Genomic DNA, 17,380 nt, shown 5'->3' with positions numbered 1-17,380 from the left:
GATCAGGGCTTGAAACCGGTATAGATGGAAACGACGCCGAAGGTCATAGGCTTCACAACGGTCTTTTGAAATCCGCAGGATTCCATGATGCGTAGAAAATCCTGACCGGAAGGGAATGCGGCAATGGATTCGTGAAGGTAGGTGTACGCCTGCGGATCTTTGGAAATCTTGCGTCCGAACCAGGGAGTGATCCGGGTTGAGTAGAATTGGTAGAGGCGATTCATCAGGGCGTTTCGCGGCTGGGAAAATTCGAGGATCATGACAACTCCGCCGGGGCGTAAGACCCGGAGTATTTCCCGGAGGCCGTCCTGCAGGTGCTCGAAATTCCGGACCCCGAAAGCAACGGTCACCGCATCGAACTTATTGTCGTTGAAAATAAGCTTTTCCGAATCTCCTTCCAGCAGGTGAATCTTGTCGCTGAGTCCTTTTCGCTTCAGCTTCTCACGACCGATGCGTAGCATGTCGACCGAAATGTCAACTCCGGTAACCTGGTCGGGATTGAGTTTCAAGGCTTCGATCGCGAGATCCCCCGTACCGGTGGCGATGTCGAGTACCTGACGCGGTTGATGGGGGCGGAGGGTGCGAATGGCTTTTTTACGCCATACCCGATCGATCCCGAGCGATAGAAAGCGATTGAGAAAGTCGTACCGCCACGCGATGTTGTTGAACATGCGTGCGACCTGATCTTTCTTCGCTGCATTCGATTCCTTATACGGTCTGACCGTCGTTCCCATCAGGCACCGAGTTTGAGTCGCTTCGCTTCGCGGAATAATTGTTCCTTATCGACCGGAACAACGCCCACGGATTCGCAAACCAGTCCACCGGCGAGATTCGAAAGGCTGGACAACAGCGTGGGCGAAACGCCCAGTGCCAGGCAACAAGCCGCCACACTGATGACCGTGTCACCTGCGCCGGAAACATCCGCGATATTCCGGATATGTGCAGGCACGAGGAGTTCCTCCGTTCCGTCGGAATGCAGGATGCCTTTTTCGGAGAGGGTAAGCAAGACCGAGCCGAGCTGGAGATCCTTGCACAATTTGCGAACCGCTGAACTAATGGCGTTCAGGTCATTTTTATCAAGATCCAGCTTCATGCCTTCCCGGAGTTCCTTCAGATTGGGTTTCAAGAGGGTAACATTCCGGTAGTGGTTGAAGTTTCGTTTTTTGGGATCCACTGCGACGGGGATGTGGCGGGATCGTGCCATGCGGACCACGGCCTCGATCAGCGCTTTGTTGATGATCCCTTTGTCGTAATCCTCAAATACGATGACATCGACTTTACGGACATCGAGAAAACTCTCGATACGTCCGAGTAATTGCTTGCGTTCCGCGACGGGGATATCCGAATCCGATTCTTCGTCGACCCGCAGCATCTGATGGTTGTTGCCGATCACGCGCGTTTTAACGGTGGTCGGACGATCCGGCGACTGCACGATCCCTTCGGTGCTGAGACCGAGTTGTTGCATCAGCTCGATGAAGTCCCGGCCGTTCGTATCGCTGCCGATGACCGAGCAGAGCAGGGGCGTAGCACCAAGAGCGCGTACGTTGATCGCCACGTTGGCGGCGCCGCCAAGCCGGTTTTCCTTCTTGCGGATGGATACGATCGGAACAGGTGCTTCCGGCGAGATCCGGTCCACGTTGCCCCAGAGGTACGCGTCCAACATCACGTCGCCGATCACGAGCACGTTGAGCTTTTCCATGGACCGGAAAAGCGTATCGATGGCGGAGGTTTTTCGGGTAGCCATGACAAATGATTCGTTACCGGTGACAGGATGGACTGTCTCCCGGAAATTAGCGAAGTTTCGCAAGCGCGTCGCCGATGCGGCGCACTGCTTCCTTCAGCTTGTCGTCGGATGCGGCATACGAAAGGCGGAAACAATTCGGAGCGCCGAACGCTTCGCCGGTCACGACGCTGACATGTCCCGTGTTCAGCAGGTACATGCAGAGGTCGGTCGCGTTGTGAATGGTGGTGGTGCCATCCGATTTGCCGAAATAACTGCTGATGTCGGGAAATACGTAGAACGCGCCTTTCGGCTGATTCAGCCGCAGCCCCGGTATTTTTTTCAGCCCTTCTATGACAAGGTCGCGACGGCGTAGAAACGCGTCACGCATGTCGAGTGTCGGTCGGTTGTCGAGATTCAATGCAGCTTCCGCGGCTTTTTGCGCGATGGAAGATGCGGCTGACGTGAATTGTCCCTGCATCTTGTCGCAGGCATCGGCGATGAACTTCGGTGCACCGATATAACCGATCCTCCAGCCGGTCATGGCGTATCCTTTGGAAACGCCATTCACGATAATCACCCGGTCACGGACAGACTCGAATTGGGCGATGCTCTGATGGGCATCGAGAAAATTAATATGTTCGTAGATCTCGTCAGACAGAATGTACACCTGCGGATGACGCGCGAGTACCTTGGCAATGGCTTCCAACTCTTCCCGGGTATAGACCGATCCGGTCGGATTGCACGGAGAGGAGAAGATGAGCAACTTGGTACGCGGTGTGATAGCGGCTTCCAGTTGCTCCGCCGTCATCTTGAAGTCTGCCTCAACCGTCGTGTTCACCGCCACCGTTTTTCCTTCGGCTAATTTGACGATCTCGATATAACTCACCCAATACGGTAATGGGATAATGACTTCGTCGCCGGGATTAACCAGGCAGAGCACCACATTGGCAATGGCCTGCTTTGCGCCGGTGGAAACCACGACCTGGTCGGGTTTGTAGTCAAGCTGGTTTTCCCGTTGGAATTTCGCCGAGATGGCTTTCCTCAATTCCGCGTAGCCAGCGATAGGAGGATAGAATGTGAAGCCATCGTCGATGGCTTTCTTGGCCGCTTCCCGGATATGTGAAGGGGTCACGAAGTCCGGTTCACCTAAGCTGAGGTTGATGACGTCGATACCCTTGGAAGCGAGTTCCCGGCTCAACTTGGCCATTCCGATCGTCTGACTTTCAGCCAGTTGCTGAACCCTCTGGGATAAAGAAGAGGTACTCATAGAAGCTTGCAAACCTACGCAGATAATAGGAATCATTACCCCCGGCGAAGGCCTTTTGTTTCACACTTTGCTCAAATAATACGTCAGAATGGTTTGTGTACTGTAATACAGTCAGTTACAACGTTTCTGGAGGTCATTAAATTCGCATTTTTTGGACGAAAATCTCATTTTGTCAGCGTATTCTTGCTGGCACGGAATTCGACCCGTCCCATGGCGTGCCTTTGTGGTGGAATGCACTGCCACTGTGACGCATTATTCTCCATTATGATCCAAAATGACAACAAGCAACTGCCGCTGCAACTCATGAATATACTCGACGACGACTCTGAGTTCATACCGCTCATGTCCCAGGAGGACGAGGACAACATGAACCAGCAGGAGATGCCGGATGTGCTATCCATTCTGCCGCTCCGGAATACGGTGTTGTTTCCCGGCGTGGTCATTCCGATCACCGTGGGCCGTGATAAGTCGATCAACCTAATCAAAGACGCTTACAAGGGCGATAAGGTGATCGGCGTGGTGGCGCAACGTGACGTGAGTATCGAGGATCCGAAGGTCACCGATCTGCACAGCATTGGAACGGTTGCCAATGTGATGAAGATGCTGCGTATGCCGGATGGAAATACCACCATTATCATTCAGGGTAAGCGACGTTTCCAATTGGAGCAACCCGTTCAGACTGAACCCTACATCCGTTGCAAAGTCCGTTCCTTCCCCGAACCGGCGGTTCAAGGGGATGACAAGGAATTCGGTGCTTCCGTTTCTTCTTTGAAAGACATGGCGCTCCAGATCATCCAGCAATCGCCGAACATTCCGTCCGATGCGGCCTTCGCCATCCGGAACATCGAAAGTCCGAGCTTCCTGATCAATTTCATCTCGTCGAACATGAACCTCGATGTGGTCCGGAAACAGGAATTGCTGGAGATCGCCGACCCGAAGCAACGCGCCATGCGCGTATTGGAACATTTGGGCAAAGAGCTGCAAATGCTGGAAATGAAAAATCAGATCCAGAGCAAGGTAAAGACCGAGCTGGACCGGCAACAGCGGGAATATTTCCTGAACCAGCAGTTACGGACCATCCAGGAAGAACTGGGAGGCTCCACACCCGACCGTGAAGTGATGGAGCTTCGCGAACGGGCCAAGCAGAAGAAATGGAGCAAAGAAGTGAACGATGTATTCCAGCGCGAATGCGACAGGATGTCGCGCATGAATCCGGCTGCTGCGGAATACTCGGTTCTGCTGAATTATCTCGAGTTGATGCTCGACCTTCCGTGGAACGAATTCACGCAGGATAATTTTGATCTGAAGTTCGCTCAAAAAGTACTCGACAAGGACCACTACGGACTGGAGAAGGTAAAGCAGCGCATTCTGGAGTACCTGGCCGTCCTGAAGTTGAAACGCGACATGAAGTCGCCGATCATGTGCCTGTACGGCCCTCCGGGTGTCGGGAAAACATCGCTCGGAAAATCGATTGCCAAAGCCTTGGGCCGGAAGTATGTTCGCATGTCGCTTGGCGGCCTGCGTGACGAGGCGGAGATCCGCGGCCACCGGAAAACCTACATCGGTGCCATGCCTGGGCGAATCATTCAGAATCTTCGGAAGACCAAATCCTCCAATCCGGTCTTCGTACTTGACGAGGTGGACAAACTGGGAAACGACTTTCACGGCGATCCATCATCCGCCTTACTCGAAGTGCTCGATCCGGAGCAGAACAATTCGTTCTACGATAACTACCTGGAGGTCGATTACGACCTTTCCAATGTCCTTTTCATCGCTACTGCGAATTCCCTGAGTCGGGTACAGCCGGCCTTGCTTGACCGGATGGAGATCATCGAAATCAACGGGTACACGCTGGAAGAGAAAGTGCAGATCGCCATCCGCCACCTGCTGCCGAAGCAACTGGAGGCGCACGGCCTGAAGAAGGACCAGCTAAAGTTGTCGCCGAAAGTCATCGAGCACATCATCGAGCGCTACACCCGTGAGTCGGGCGTACGCGGTCTGGAGAAGAAGATCGCTTCCGTGGTGCGGGCAATCGCCAAGTCGGTCGCGATGGAGGAAGAATATGAACTCGCCGTCTCGGTGGAAGCGGTCGGCAAGATACTAGGCCCTCCGATCTTTCAGCAGGACAAATACCAGGGCAACGAGAACGCGGGTGTCGTTACCGGACTTGCCTGGACTGCAGCGGGCGGGGATATCCTCTTCGTGGAGACCAGTCTGAATCGCGGACAGGGAAAACTGTCCATCACCGGCAATCTCGGGGAAGTGATGAAGGAATCCGCCGTGATCGCCATGGCATTCCTCAAGGCCCATGCTCAGGAACTCGGGATCGATTATCGCGTGTTCGAACAATGGGACATCCACATCCATGTTCCGGAGGGAGCAACACCCAAGGATGGCCCATCGGCCGGCATTACCATTCTGACTGCGCTTACATCAGCCTTCACGCAGCGGAAAGTCCGCAGCAACCTGGCCATGACCGGTGAAATCACGTTGCGTGGAAAGGTATTGCCCGTGGGCGGAATCAAGGAGAAGATGCTGGCGGCCAAGCGTGCGGGCATCAAGGATATCATCCTGAGCGAAGAGAACCGGAAGGATGTGGAGGATATCCGAAAGGATTACATCAAGGACCTGCGCTTCCATTATGTTTCCGATATGATGGATGTAGTGCGCTATGCACTGCTGAAAGAGAAAGTGCGCGACGCGCTGGACATCCGATTCGAAGACAACGGGCAGGAAAAGAAAAAGAAGGTGAACGCTTCCTGACCGAGAGCCAATCCGTTGAAAGCCCCGGAGTATCGTACGATTCCGGGGCTTTTTATTTCCATCAATGCATGAAATCCACCTGCACGGTTTCGATACCGATCAGGTGCAATTCGATGTGTCGTTCTTTCGCTTTCAACGCGAAATCGCTGATGACTTCCCGCACATCGTAGTCGATGAAGTTGCTGTTCGCACCATCAATCGTCAATACGGTGTAGGGTTCGATCTTATCCAACAACTGCGCGATCTTGACCTTGTTCAAGAATGTGACATTCGTATTCAGCGTGATGTACACATGGTCGGTTTCATGCCGCTTGGTGCGTTCAAGACGAAATTCCGCCTGGAAATTATTCTGCACGATAAAATAAACGGACAATAACAAGCCGATGCTGACACCGATTATGAGGTCGGTCAGTAGGATGACGACAATCGTAAGGATGAACGGAAGAAACTGGGTCATTCCCTGCCTCCAGATGTTCCGATAGAGGCGGGGAGGCGTCAGGTTGTAACCGGTGAAGAGCAGGATGGCTGCTAAAGCCGCGTAGGGGATCCGGTTGAGCAGCGACGGGATCAGGAGCACGGCGAGCAGCAAAAAGACGCCATGCATGAACGACGACCAGCGGCTCCGTGCCCCGGCCTGAACATTCGCGGCACCGCGTACGATCACAGCGGTCATCGGCAGCCCGCCCAGCACCCCGCAAAGGATATTGCCGGTTCCCTGCGCGATGAGTTCACGGTTCGGCGGCGTGATGCGGTTATGGATGTCTAACTTGTCGATCGCTTCCACACACAGCAGTGTTTCCAACGAAGCAACCAGACCGATCAGCAGGCCGTCCCGGATCGTCTGTTCCCAGGAACTGATACGATGATAATCCGGCCACTGAAATTCCTGAAAAAGGTTGGATGGAATATTCACCAACTGCGTAGGTTTTAGTGCCCCACTATCCAGAAGGGAGAAAAGTTCGTTGCACAGGACCCCGATCAGCACGGCCAGCAGTGGAGCCGGAATGCTCTTCGCCCAGGGTTGTTGCAACCTGCGGAACAAGGCAAGCGTTCCCAGGCTGCAAAGGGTGATGATGATCGCGCTGCGGCTGATGTGTTCGTTCAAATCAAGCAAGTTCGACAACACGTGTTTCGACTGGAAGAGCTCGAGAAACCCACTCGACCAGAAATCGGGCTGATTGTAACCGATGGAAACCGGGATCTGTTTGCTGATCAGGAGGATCCCGATGGCGGCGAGCATCCCTTTGATGACCGCGGATGGAAAGAAACGGGCGATCGTACCCAGGCGCAGCACGCCAAGACCCACCTGGAACAGCCCGGCGATCATGACCGCGAAGAGGAAAGATCGGAAGTCGCCATGAATGGCAATGGAGGCTGCAACGATGGTGGTCAAACCCGCTGCCGGCCCCGAAACGCCGAGGGCGGATCCGCTCACGAGTGAAACAAAGAGACCGCCAACGATGCCGGAGATGATTCCGGCATACAAGGGCGCTCCGGAGGCAAGGGCAATGCCAAGGCAGAGTGGCAGCGCGACCAGGAATACATACAATCCGGCGGGAAGGTCGTGCCGGAGAAAGAGCTTGCGTTGATAGCGCTGCCTTCGTTGTCGGGCCAGATCACGCATTGGACAAGTGTAGTAAGACCGCTGTCTTGATGAATAAAAAAAAAGCCCCGCTCGAGGGCGGGGCAGAAGATCAACCTCTCATGGAGATCATGAATTCTTCGTTTGTTTTTGTTCCCCGGAGCTGTTGCAGGAGGAATTCCATCGCTTCCAGCGGATTCATGTCGGCAAGGTGATTCCGCAGGATCCACATGCGCTGAAGCATTTCCTTGTCGAGGAGCATATCCTCGCGTCGGGTGGAGGATGCGACCAGGTCGATTGCCGGGAAGATGCGCTTGTTGGCCAATTTACGGTCGAGCTGCAGTTCCATGTTACCGGTACCTTTGAATTCCTCGAAGATGACTTCGTCCATACGGGATCCGGTATCGATCAGGGCCGTCGCGATGATCGTGAGGCTTCCGCCGTTTTCGATCTTTCGCGCGGAACCGAAGAAGCGCTTCGGTTTGTGGAGCGCATTCGCTTCGACGCCGCCGGAGAGCACTTTTCCGGATGCAGGGGCTACCGTATTGTATGCACGGGCAAGTCGGGTGATGGAGTCCAGAAGGATGACGACGTCATGGCCACATTCCACCAGGCGCTTGGCTTTCTCCAGCACGATGTTGGCGATCTTGACGTGACGCTCTGCCGGTTCGTCAAAAGTGGAGGCGACGACTTCGGCTTTTACACTGCGGGCCATGTCGGTTACTTCTTCCGGACGTTCGTCGATCAGCAGGATGATCATGTACACTTCCGGGTGATTCGACGCAATGGCGTTGGCGACTTCCTTCAACAGCATCGTCTTACCGGTCTTCGGCTGAGCGACGATGAGTCCGCGCTGACCCTTACCGATCGGCGTGAACATATCCATGATACGCGTGGAATAGGTTACTTGCTTGCCTTCGGCCAGGTTGAGTTTTTCGTTCGGGAAGAGCGGTGTCAGATAATCGAAGTGAACCCGATCGCGAACCACAGCGGGATCCAGACCGTTGATGAGTTCTGCCCGGATCAGGGGGAAGTACTTTTCACCTTCACGGGGCGGACGAACAAGGCCTTGGACGGTGTCGCCGGTTTTCAAACCGAAGTTTTTGATCTGAGCCTGGGAAACGTAAATATCGTCCGGTGAGGTGAGGTAGTTGAAATCGCTGGATCGTAAGAATCCGAAACCGTCTGGCATGATTTCCAGGACGCCTTCACATTTGACCAGGCTTTCATTTTCCACCTGGGCGTCCACCTGGGTTTCCGGAGCGCGGAAATCGCGACGTTGCTGACGGAAGTTACTATTGCGATCGAAGTTATCCCGGTTCTGTTGCCCTTGTTGTCCGTAAGGCTGTGGCCGCTGATCCTGGTTCGGATGACGCGGTTGCGACGGTTGTGGTGTCGGTGCAGCTTCGGCTGGGACAGGAGTCGGGGGCGGCGGTGGCGGAGTGGGGTTCGGGTTTCGAGCCGGTGCGACTTTAACGGATGGTTCCAGCGCTACCGGCGCCGGAGCGTCTGCAGCGGCGGCACCGGGAGGTACGCGACGCCGCTTGGGCCGGGAACCGGCACTGTCGCTTTCCTTGGCGGCCGGGGCAGCAGCCGGAGCTGCAACTTTGACGGATTCCGCTTTGGCGTTGCTGAACTTACCCACCAGGGATTCCCGGATGGAGTTACTCGCAGTCGGATTGAGCGCCTGTTGGTCGAGGATCTTGTAGATCAACTCCTGCTTCCGAAGTTCATCGTAGTTCGGAATGTTCATCAACCGGGCAATCTCTTTCAGCTCGTTAACGAGCTTGTCATTCAATTCAAGGATATCGTACATGAAAATACTATTGGTGAAATACGAAGCGCAGATTCGCGTATACGTTCAGGATATAATCGGGGGAGACCGGAAAACCGGGTGGAATTTTCTCCGATAGGAGAGAAGTACTCAGAAATAACGGGGATGAATCAGCTGAACTATAGGAAAGGGAAGAGGATGTAATCGAAATCGCTTCCCGGGCGCTAAATTCATCACAAGTATAGGTGCTTTTTTCAATTGGTGCAAACAATTTATGAACAAATTTTGCAGATTTTGAGGCTGAGGTAACCGATTTGCCCTTTTAAATGGGTTTATCATCTTTGTCCCCGATCCATCCGTCTATGATACAACGCATCCAAACCCTGTTCTTCCTTGGCGTCGTCCTGATATCCGTCTTACTGATCTTTGTCCCGGTATACGAATTACCGGATATCCAGGTACCGCCGAATCCGGATGGCACTCCGGCAATAAAGGCGATTTCCATTGCCAACAACGCGCTACTGATGTTGCTCAACGGCGCGGTCGGGGTCTTCGCACTCGTGGCTATTTTTCTTTACCGCAACAGGAACCTCCAGGCGCGCATCGGTAATCTCATGCTGCTCTTGCTTTGTATCGAAGTTGGCTTGCTGTTTTTCGTGGCCGATACGATGGCAACCAACCTGGATCAACGGCTCCATTACCGTTATGGTAGTTATCTCCCGCTGGTGTCGCTGCTCTTTACCTTTCTGGCGGTTCGCTTTGTCAAGCGCGATGAGGCCCTGGTACGCTCTGCTGACCGGTTGCGGTGAACGGTTAGGGCTCCAGCGACCCGCGTAAACCGATTTCGACAGCCTGGAGTTCCCGGATCGATTTTCCATCGACAACGAACTCCAGCAGGGTGCGGACTTTGTGAAAGCCGTGCTTGCCGGCTGCTCCCGGATTTAAATGCAGGTGACCGAATTTTTCATCCCGTTGTACTTTCAGGATGTGGGAATGACCGCAGACGAACAGGTCGGGGCGATGCTTTTCCAATAATGTTCGGACGCTGGCCGGGTAATGACCGGGTGTCCCGGCAATGTGCGTGATCAGCACCTTCAGCTCTTCGCATTGAAAGATCGCATGTTCCGGGAAACGTAGCCGCATCCGGTGATCATCAATGTTACCGTACACAGCCCGGACCGGTCGTTGATGTTCTAATTGATCGGCCACCTCCATGGATCCGATATCACCGGCATGCCAGATCTCATCAGCGAGTTCGACCCGGCGCATGATCCGATCGTCGATCGTACCGTGCGTATCACTCAGTAGCAAGACCCTGCGCATCCGTTCAGATCGCTTCCAGGACGTTCAAGGTCACCCAACCGACGGTTCCATTCGCCAGGCGGATCTCCTGCCAGTTGCCGACCTGATCCTGCAGGGAAACCTTTGTTCCTTCGTGCAGGATGAACAGGTCGTTACCTTTTTCATCGGGAGAGCTTTTAACATATACGCTGGGAGACAGGATGATCGCCTCATCGTGTCGGCTCACCTGCCGATTACTTTCGCGACCCGCCAGGGTTACGACAAGGGTGATGAAGAGCACCATGACCCCGGAAAGGAACAATACCTTTTTCCAGCCCGGAGAACGGGTGATGATAAATCCGAAAATGATCGAAGCCAGCAGCCAGGACAAGCCGATCAGCCATGCGCTCCAGGTGTCCGGACCGCACCAACCGCTAATACTGTTGATCCATCGGCGGTAAAATACAGCCGGCATCGTTTCAATCTTGTCGACGACCTGGAGGTTGGCAATGCGCAGGTTGTACCGTGTATCCTCATCATCCGGCGCAAGTTTCAGCGCCCGCTCGTAGTTGAGGATCGCCGCTGCGATGTGCCCCGCTTTGAAATGCGCGTTACCGAGATTATAGTAGAGGTCGGGCGCGCGATAACCTTCGCGCAATAATTCTTCGTAGGTGGCAATGGCCGTAGCGTACTCCTTTTTTTCATAAGCTTTCCCGGCTGTAGAATACCGTTCATCCGTGCCGGATGCCAGGACCGTACCGTCAATGGCCAGGAGCCCCAGCAGGCAGAAAAGTTGGATCAGAAAGGAAGAAGGACGTGTGATCCGGTTCATGCTTGTTCCTCCATCTGGGTGATACTTGCAATTCCCCTCCGGTATAAGTCGTCGGGTAGGGAAGCCGTTCCGCCTGCAAACCTGGCGAATTCACAGGCATCCAGAACGGAAAGCAATTCGTTGATCATGGCTTCTGATGTTCCGCGCTGTTGCAGATGTGTTTTCGCATTATCACGGTTGAGTTCCGACACCGGCAGTTGCAGTTTGTCGGAAATATAACCCCACAAGGCGCGGGAAAGCTCTTCGAGAAAGGCCGCGTGATCCTGTTTGCCCAACAACTCCTTCGATTTGGCGAGACGACGGAGAGCGACCTTGCTGGCACGTTGACTGCGGATCAAGGCCACATTGGTCATTCGTTCAGCGAGTTTTTTCCGCCATTGCAAGGCGATGAGCAATAGCGCGAAGGGCATGAACAACAGTACATAGAACAGCCATGAGCCGCGCAACGGCCGTGGGTTCAGGGCCAGTTGCGGGTCGGCAGTCTTGAGAAAACGAATGTCCTCCCCGAGTAATTGTACATCCGATTTGTTCACGCCGCTAACGGTAGTAGTGACTGTTTCGTTGCCTTTTTCCACCGCGAGGTCCAGGGTCGTACCGGATAGTTCGAGGTAGGACTTCTTATCCAGGTCAAAGTAGCTGAACGGATCTACGGTGATCTTAAAATTACCGGCATTGCGCGGGATGATCAGGTACTCGAAGGTCTTACTACCGCTTGCGCCACTGCCACCGGCGGTGATATTCACCGATTCTTTCGGATCATATAATTCAAAATCAGGCGGGAAGTTGACCTTCGGTGCATCCACCAGTTTGATGTTCCCTTTGCCGGTGACTTTTATCCGAAGCGTTACGGCTTCATTCGTTTTGGTCTTGTCCTTATCAATAGAAGTTTCAAAGGTGAACTTACCCACGGCCCCGGTAAAGCCGGCAGGCGCGCCGTCCGGTAATTCTCGTACGTTCACCCGGACGGGTTGGCTCTTGAGCGGCACTTTGACGTCCTGCAGTCCTCCGCCGAAGAATGAGCCGAACGGATCGTTCCCGAAAAACTGATCGAACGGGTCGTTGCTGCGCTGGCGTTTCACCTGTACACGGGCAATGACTTCGCCTTCCATCGGATCCAGTTCCAGGTTGCCGCTTCGTTGTGGAAACAAGACCATTTTTTTCAGATCGGCCACCTGATAGTTGACCCCGTCCACATTCTCGTTATGGAATTGCAATTGTTGGGGCAACTGGATTTCCTGGCTCCAGAAACCGTTCGGAGCAGGCAACTTGCTGATGGTGTAGTTAACGAGGGTTACGCGGGTGTAAAGACGGTACGTCACCACAAGACCTTCTCCGCGAAACACATTGCTCTTATCCACCGAGGCGCGGATGAAGACATTCCTGGTCATGGGCTCGCCGCCGCCCGAACTGCCGCCGGAAGAACGCGACGTTCCTTTGGTCACGGTAAGCGTGACGGGATTGCTCAGTACTTTTTGGTTATTCAATACGATCTCGGCAGAACCAATCTTGAAGGTGCCTTCTTTCACCGCCTGTAATACATAAGTAAAACTGAGGGTTTGCGAAAAGCTGCCGTTGATCATTTGGATATTGCTCGACTGGCTGGGCCCCATCAGCACGTTGAAGCCTTCAAAGGAGGGGGCTTTGAAGTTCCGTCCACTACCGTTGAGCGTAAAGGTGATCTGCACCTGATCGCCCACGGCAACCGAATTGGAACTGAGACTGGCCGTGAATACATCCGCCGTAGCCCGGGAATGCACGGGCAGGAGCAAGGTGGCCAGCAACATCGCCAGCCAGCTCCGGAGTCCAAGGACCCGCGTTAGATCAATTCCGACCGATCGGGAGTTCATGACGTTCTAAGGCGTATTCATCGCAAAGGTAACCGTGCGCCGTAAACGACCGCACGGCCTTGAAACCGAGTTTCAGCAGTACATGGGAAGCGCCGATGTTCTCGCGCGCGCAGCGTGCCCGTATCCTGATCAAACCGTATTGTCCGAACGCTTCCTCCATGACGGCTCGTGCAGCCTCTGTGGCGTACCCTTTTCCCCAGGAGGTTCGCTCCAGGCGAAATCCCAGGTCGAACACCTGATCCTCGTCGTCATAGCGAAGGCCGCACCACCCGCTTTTCTTTTCTTCGCCGACAATACTGATCAGATAAACCGGCGGATGGGAAGCCGGCATCGCAGTGCAGCGATCCAAAAATTCGCGCGCATGCGCTTCATCCCGCAACCGGGTTTCTCCGGTATACCGGATCACTTCCGGATCCGTGTACAGGTCGAACAGAAAGCCGGCATCCTGTGCGGTTAACGGACGAAGCTCCAGACGTTCCGTCAACAATACGTTCGTTCTGTCTTTGATCACCATTGCTTATCGATCCGAACCCGAACCGCCTCCTTTTTGTTCAACTTTTTTTGCGTTTTCTTTTCGTCGTTGTTCAGGGCTTGCAGAATTTTTTCCGCGTCTTCCTTGCTGATCCGTTCAGGTTTTTGCTGATCCGGTTTTTGCTGATCTTTTTTCGCCTGATCCTGCTGCTGATCCTGTTGCTGCTGGTCCTGCTGCTGCTTGTTCTTATCCTGCTGGTCTTTATTCTGTTGTTGCTGCTGGTTCTGGTTCTTCTGCTGGTCCTTTTCTTGCTTGTCGTCTTGCTTGTTGTTTTGATTCTGTTGGTTCTGTTGTTGCTGCAGCTTGGCCTGCGCGTAAGCAAGGTTGTAACGCGTGTCGTTATCGGCGGGATTTATACGCAGCGATTGTTTGTACGCGTCGATGCTTTCCTGGTATTTTTCCTGTTTCAAAAGGCTGTTGCCCAGGTTATGAAACGCCTTGGCACGATCCGCCGCCGGTGCATTTTTCAGGTTGGCGGCCTGTTCGTACTGGCTCTTCGCTTCGTCGAGTTTATCCTGCCGGAACAGTGCGTTTCCGAGGTTGTATTGTGCCGGGAGGGAAGTCTTGTTCTTCTCCAGGGATTTCCGGTATTGTATTTCCGCCTGGTCAAACTTCTTCGCTTCGTAAGCAGTGTTCCCTTCACGAACAAGTTTTCGTTCTGATTGAGCCAGGGTATGGGTAGGAGCCTGGAGCATTAACAGGCTCATGGCAAGCAGTTGATATCTCAGAGTGATGGAAGCTATCATCATGATGATCGTTCCTCCTTGTTTTTATTTTCTCCAAAAATATCCAGCCGGTGCAGCACTTCGCTTCTGCGGTCGCTGAAGAGCGATTCCAATACAAGGAGCAGCAGCGAGAAGGCAAGCAGATACTGAAACCGGTCTTCGTAATCGGAATATTGCTTGGTGCCGAATTGTTTCTTTTCCATCCGGCCGATAGCGTTGATCACGGTCGTCAAGCCGTCGTCGCTGTTTGTGGCCCGGATGTATTCCCCTTTCGTCTCTGCGGCGATTTGTTGAAGGGTCATTTCATCCAGCTTGGTCAAGACGGTATTTCCGTCACGGTCACGCAGGTAGTCGACCTGGCTGCCGTTTCGATAGACCGGTACCGGTACGCCCTCCGGAGAACCCATGCCGATGGCGTGGACGATGACTCCCGCTTCTCCGGCTTTTTTCGCAGCGGTTATCGGGTCGTCTTCGTGGTTCTCGCCATCCGTAATCAGGACGATGACTTTGTGCTTGTTGTCATTGCCTACGAATGATTCCTGGCAAAGATCAAGTGCTGAACCGATGGCCGTACCCTGGGTCGGAATGATATCGGTGTCAATCGAGTTGAGGAACAACTTAGCCGCCGCATAATCGGTCGTGATCGGCAACTGCACATAGGCTTGTCCTGCAAAGACCACCAATCCGATGCGATCGTTTTCCAGGCGATCGATCAAACGGCTGATGAGCTGTTTGGAGCGTTCCAGACGGTTCGGCCGTATGTCTTCCGCCTTCATGGAGTTGGATACGTCGAGCGCGACGATCACGTCAACCCCTTCGCGTTTCACTTCTACCAGTCGGGAACCGAATTGCGGATTCGCCCAGGCCAGGACAAGCGACAACAGCGCGAAGAGTACGAGGAACATCCGCAACCACGGCTTGTTTACGGAAGCGAAGGGTAGGAGACGTTCCACGAGTTTGCGCTCGCCAAAGCGGTAGAGGCGTTTCCCGCGAGCGTCCCGTGCGAATAAATAGAACATCAGCAGGACCGGTACGACGGCCAGTGCATAGAGATGTTCAGGATGTGCCCAGCGAAACATATCAGGGGAGGGTGCGGAACAAGGTCTGACGTAAGAAGTACTCGAGGCAGAGCAACCCGATCGCGACCAGCGCGATCGGGTAATACTCTTCCGAGCGATGACGGAACTCGGTCACGTCGATCCGGGTTTTTTCCAGTTTGTCGATATCCTGGTAGATGGTCTTCAACTGGCCGGAAGAAGTAGCGCGGAAGTATTTTCCTCCGGTCGAGCCGGCGATCTTTTGTAAGACGGCTTCGTCGATCTGTACCGGCATATACTGGTACTGGGTACCCAGCGGGGTCTGTACCGGATAGGGCGCCATGCCTTCCGTTCCCACGCCGATCGTATAGACCCGGATACCAAAAGCCTGTGCAATGTCGCCGGCGGTCTCCGGCGCGATCGCTCCGATGTTGTTTACGCCGTCGGTCAGCAGGATGATGACCTTGCTTTTCGCCGTGCTGTTGCGTATGCGGTTCACCGCGGTTGCCAGTCCTTCACCCAGGGCGGTTCCGTCCGCCAGCATTCCGCTTTGAATACCCAGCAACAGGTTCTTCAGCACGGCATGGTCGGTCGTCATCGGACACTGGGTGAAGCTTTCTCCGCTGAACACGACGAGGCCGATGCGGTCATTGGGTCGCTGGTCGATGAAATCACGGGCGACTTTCTTAGCAGCTTCGATGCGGTTGGGTTTCAGGTCCTCGGCGAGCATGGATGCGGAGATGTCCAGCGCCATGACGATGTCAATACCTTCGGTCGTAATGTTCTGACTGCTGGAACTGGATTGCGGCCGGGCCAACGCGACGATCAACGCGGCGATCACCAGGCTTCTCAGGATCACCGGAAGGTCTTTCAGTTTGGTTCTACAGCTGTTCGGAACGTTCGAGAAGCCCGTCAGGCTGGAGAATCGAAGGGTGGGTTGCCGCTTCCGCAGGTAGAAGAAATGAAACGCCAAAACGGCCGGAATGACCAATAACAGCCACAGCCATTGCGGGTGAAGAAACTTCCAGCCCGGGATCATGGCAGCACCTCCTGCTTATCGGTCATATCTTCCGCCACCACAGGCCGGTTAAGTTCGATGAACTCGCGGCATTCGCGCAGTAATTGTTCGTGTTCGTCGGGTAGTGGATGCGCTTTGGCGAACTTGACCAGATCGGCCAATACCAACATGGAACGGAGCAACTCCTGGCTCCGGATATCGCGGATCTTTCTGCGCATGCGATCGATCAATTCATCGGTCGTCATCTCAGGAGCGGGTATCCCGAAACGTTCTTCCAGGTAATTGCGCAGCACATCGGTCACCCGGGTATGATACTCCTTGATCTTACCCTGTTGCCAGAGTTTTTCGGCGGCGATCCGTTCCAGTTCTTCAAATGCCCGGACGTGAGCCGGAATCGCCGGCGGGATGATGCGCTTTTCGGGTTGCGGTTGTTTCTTTCGTTGCTTCAGGTATCGATAGATCCCGTACCCGATCAGCAGAGCGGCGAGACCAATGGCGACATACGGTAAGGCATCCTGCCAGGTAAACGGAACATCGAGGATCGGTTTGATGTCCTTGATGCCTTGCGTCGTATCAACCGCGAGTGTCGTGACGCTGATCAGTTGCGCTTCCGTGGTCAGGCTGTCGATCGCGCCGGTGGTCGGATCGGCGACGACAAAGAGAAAGGGCTCCAGTACGACATAACCCGTATCAAAGCGTGTGAGGTAAAAGCGCTGAGAATAAGTGATCGTCCTGCCGTCAGGTGAGCGCAGGGTGTCGGATGAATCACGTTTCACGATTTCCAGTCCAGGCAAGGTGTCACCGATAACAGGAAACTGAACACGAGCGTTGGACGGGCCGGAAAGAGATAGGTCGAGTCGAATTTGTTCCCCGATTCGAATGGTGTTCGTATCGATCCGGGCTTCCGCATGGGAAGCTATTTGCGCAGCCACAGGCCGTGTCATGGCCAGCCAGAGCAGACACACGATCAAGAGTGTAGGGAGAATCGACCTGCTCATG

At 54.1% G+C, this 17,380-nt stretch carries 15 protein-coding genes; 2 read left to right on the top strand and 13 right to left on the bottom strand.

The window, feature by feature from the left end; all coding sequences use genetic code 11:
* Positions 1 to 2 precede the first annotated feature (2 nt).
* The 3 genes from ubiE to IPJ96_10505 are packed head-to-tail and all read right to left on the bottom strand — an operon-like array spanning position 3 to position 2,990.
* The gene (ubiE, locus tag IPJ96_10515) at positions 3 to 734 is read right to left on the bottom strand and encodes a bifunctional demethylmenaquinone methyltransferase/2-methoxy-6-polyprenyl-1,4-benzoquinol methylase UbiE (protein ID MBK7910782.1); all 732 of its coding nucleotides are present in this window, start codon (positions 732 to 734) and stop codon (positions 3 to 5) included.
* Complete coding sequence (locus IPJ96_10510) at positions 734 to 1,744, bottom strand: D-glycero-beta-D-manno-heptose-7-phosphate kinase (protein MBK7910781.1); 1,011 nt, start codon at positions 1,742 to 1,744, stop codon at positions 734 to 736. The genes ubiE and IPJ96_10510 overlap by 1 nt, the downstream gene beginning before the upstream one ends.
* Positions 1,745 to 1,790: 46 nt before the next feature.
* The gene (locus IPJ96_10505; protein ID MBK7910780.1) at positions 1,791 to 2,990 is read right to left on the bottom strand and encodes a pyridoxal phosphate-dependent aminotransferase; all 1,200 of its coding nucleotides are present in this window, start codon (positions 2,988 to 2,990) and stop codon (positions 1,791 to 1,793) included.
* 342 nt (positions 2,991 to 3,332) lie between these two features.
* Here IPJ96_10505 and lon point away from each other — a divergent pair, with 342 nt between their 5' ends.
* Entirely contained in the window at positions 3,333 to 5,753 is a 2,421-nt protein-coding gene (gene lon / locus IPJ96_10500) for an endopeptidase La (protein MBK7910779.1), read from the top strand.
* 61 nt (positions 5,754 to 5,814) lie between these two features.
* Here lon and IPJ96_10495 read toward each other — a convergent pair whose 3' ends face one another.
* On the bottom strand, positions 5,815 to 7,377 hold the full coding sequence (locus IPJ96_10495; GenBank protein MBK7910778.1) for a SulP family inorganic anion transporter: 1,563 nt from the start codon (positions 7,375 to 7,377) through the stop codon (positions 5,815 to 5,817).
* A 70-nt stretch (positions 7,378 to 7,447) separates the two neighbouring features.
* Positions 7,448 to 9,151 carry a transcription termination factor Rho gene (gene rho / locus IPJ96_10490; GenBank protein ID MBK7910777.1) on the bottom strand — a complete coding sequence of 568 codons (1,704 nt, stop codon included), beginning with the start codon at positions 9,149 to 9,151 and terminating at the stop codon, positions 7,448 to 7,450.
* Between the two features lie 320 nt (positions 9,152 to 9,471).
* Here rho and IPJ96_10485 point away from each other — a divergent pair, with 320 nt between their 5' ends.
* Positions 9,472 to 9,918: a DUF4293 domain-containing protein gene (locus tag IPJ96_10485; GenBank protein ID MBK7910776.1), complete on the top strand. Its 447-nt coding sequence runs from the start codon at positions 9,472 to 9,474 to the stop codon at positions 9,916 to 9,918.
* A gap of 4 nt (positions 9,919 to 9,922) precedes the next feature.
* Here the strand turns inward: IPJ96_10485 and IPJ96_10480 are convergent, their stop codons facing one another.
* Genes IPJ96_10480 through IPJ96_10445 form a run of 8 tightly spaced genes read right to left on the bottom strand, consistent with a single transcriptional unit; the run spans position 9,923 to position 17,379 of the window.
* Positions 9,923 to 10,432 carry a metallophosphoesterase family protein gene (locus tag IPJ96_10480; GenBank protein MBK7910775.1) on the bottom strand — a complete coding sequence of 170 codons (510 nt, stop codon included), beginning with the start codon at positions 10,430 to 10,432 and terminating at the stop codon, positions 9,923 to 9,925.
* A gap of 4 nt (positions 10,433 to 10,436) precedes the next feature.
* The gene (locus IPJ96_10475) at positions 10,437 to 11,222 is read right to left on the bottom strand and encodes a tetratricopeptide repeat protein (GenBank protein MBK7910774.1); all 786 of its coding nucleotides are present in this window, start codon (positions 11,220 to 11,222) and stop codon (positions 10,437 to 10,439) included.
* Positions 11,219 to 13,069, bottom strand: coding sequence for a protein BatD (locus IPJ96_10470; GenBank protein ID MBK7910773.1), 1,851 nt, complete (start codon positions 13,067 to 13,069; stop codon positions 11,219 to 11,221). The genes IPJ96_10475 and IPJ96_10470 overlap by 4 nt, the downstream gene beginning before the upstream one ends.
* Positions 13,044 to 13,583 carry a GNAT family N-acetyltransferase gene (locus tag IPJ96_10465; protein ID MBK7910772.1) on the bottom strand — a complete coding sequence of 180 codons (540 nt, stop codon included), beginning with the start codon at positions 13,581 to 13,583 and terminating at the stop codon, positions 13,044 to 13,046. The genes IPJ96_10470 and IPJ96_10465 overlap by 26 nt, the downstream gene beginning before the upstream one ends.
* On the bottom strand, positions 13,577 to 14,308 hold the full coding sequence (locus IPJ96_10460; protein ID MBK7910771.1) for a tetratricopeptide repeat protein: 732 nt from the start codon (positions 14,306 to 14,308) through the stop codon (positions 13,577 to 13,579). The genes IPJ96_10465 and IPJ96_10460 overlap by 7 nt, the downstream gene beginning before the upstream one ends.
* Before the next feature lie 38 nt (positions 14,309 to 14,346).
* On the bottom strand, positions 14,347 to 15,405 hold the full coding sequence (locus IPJ96_10455) for a VWA domain-containing protein (GenBank protein ID MBK7910770.1): 1,059 nt from the start codon (positions 15,403 to 15,405) through the stop codon (positions 14,347 to 14,349).
* 1 nt (position 15,406) lies between these two features.
* Positions 15,407 to 16,402 (bottom strand): VWA domain-containing protein, encoded by a 996-nt coding sequence (locus IPJ96_10450; GenBank protein ID MBK7910769.1) that lies wholly within the window; start codon positions 16,400 to 16,402, stop codon positions 15,407 to 15,409.
* Positions 16,399 to 17,379, bottom strand: coding sequence for a hypothetical protein (locus tag IPJ96_10445; GenBank protein MBK7910768.1), 981 nt, complete (start codon positions 17,377 to 17,379; stop codon positions 16,399 to 16,401). Before IPJ96_10445 ends, IPJ96_10450 begins: the two co-directional genes overlap by 4 nt.
* Position 17,380 lies beyond the last annotated feature (1 nt).

Source organism: Bacteroidota bacterium (assembly GCA_016713765.1).
Taxonomy (GTDB): domain Bacteria; phylum Bacteroidota; class Bacteroidia; order AKYH767-A; family 2013-40CM-41-45; genus Pollutiaquabacter; species Pollutiaquabacter aromativorans.
The sequence above is the reverse complement of the archived record's forward strand: the minus strand, read 5'-3'. Positions and strand labels throughout refer to the sequence as shown.

What these genes read in the sequence shown, in the direction of transcription:
- ubiE (MBK7910782.1), bottom strand. Translation starts at nt 734, where the DNA reads ATGGGAACGACGGTCAGACCGTATAAGGAATCGAATGCAGCGAAGAAA.
- IPJ96_10510 (MBK7910781.1), bottom strand. Translation starts at nt 1,744, where the DNA reads ATGGCTACCCGAAAAACCTCCGCCATCGATACGCTTTTCCGGTCCATG.
- IPJ96_10505 (MBK7910780.1), bottom strand. Translation starts at nt 2,990, where the DNA reads ATGAGTACCTCTTCTTTATCCCAGAGGGTTCAGCAACTGGCTGAAAGT.
- lon (MBK7910779.1), top strand. Translation starts at nt 3,333, where the DNA reads ATGTCCCAGGAGGACGAGGACAACATGAACCAGCAGGAGATGCCGGAT.
- IPJ96_10495 (MBK7910778.1), bottom strand. Translation starts at nt 7,377, where the DNA reads ATGCGTGATCTGGCCCGACAACGAAGGCAGCGCTATCAACGCAAGCTC.
- rho (MBK7910777.1), bottom strand. Translation starts at nt 9,151, where the DNA reads ATGTACGATATCCTTGAATTGAATGACAAGCTCGTTAACGAGCTGAAA.
- IPJ96_10485 (MBK7910776.1), top strand. Translation starts at nt 9,472, where the DNA reads ATGATACAACGCATCCAAACCCTGTTCTTCCTTGGCGTCGTCCTGATA.
- IPJ96_10480 (MBK7910775.1), bottom strand. Translation starts at nt 10,432, where the DNA reads ATGCGCAGGGTCTTGCTACTGAGTGATACGCACGGTACGATCGACGAT.
- IPJ96_10475 (MBK7910774.1), bottom strand. Translation starts at nt 11,222, where the DNA reads ATGAACCGGATCACACGTCCTTCTTCCTTTCTGATCCAACTTTTCTGC.
- IPJ96_10470 (MBK7910773.1), bottom strand. Translation starts at nt 13,069, where the DNA reads ATGAACTCCCGATCGGTCGGAATTGATCTAACGCGGGTCCTTGGACTC.
- IPJ96_10465 (MBK7910772.1), bottom strand. Translation starts at nt 13,583, where the DNA reads ATGGTGATCAAAGACAGAACGAACGTATTGTTGACGGAACGTCTGGAG.
- IPJ96_10460 (MBK7910771.1), bottom strand. Translation starts at nt 14,308, where the DNA reads ATGAGCCTGTTAATGCTCCAGGCTCCTACCCATACCCTGGCTCAATCA.
- IPJ96_10455 (MBK7910770.1), bottom strand. Translation starts at nt 15,405, where the DNA reads ATGTTTCGCTGGGCACATCCTGAACATCTCTATGCACTGGCCGTCGTA.
- IPJ96_10450 (MBK7910769.1), bottom strand. Translation starts at nt 16,402, where the DNA reads ATGATCCCGGGCTGGAAGTTTCTTCACCCGCAATGGCTGTGGCTGTTA.
- IPJ96_10445 (MBK7910768.1), bottom strand. Translation starts at nt 17,379, where the DNA reads ATGAGCAGGTCGATTCTCCCTACACTCTTGATCGTGTGTCTGCTCTGG.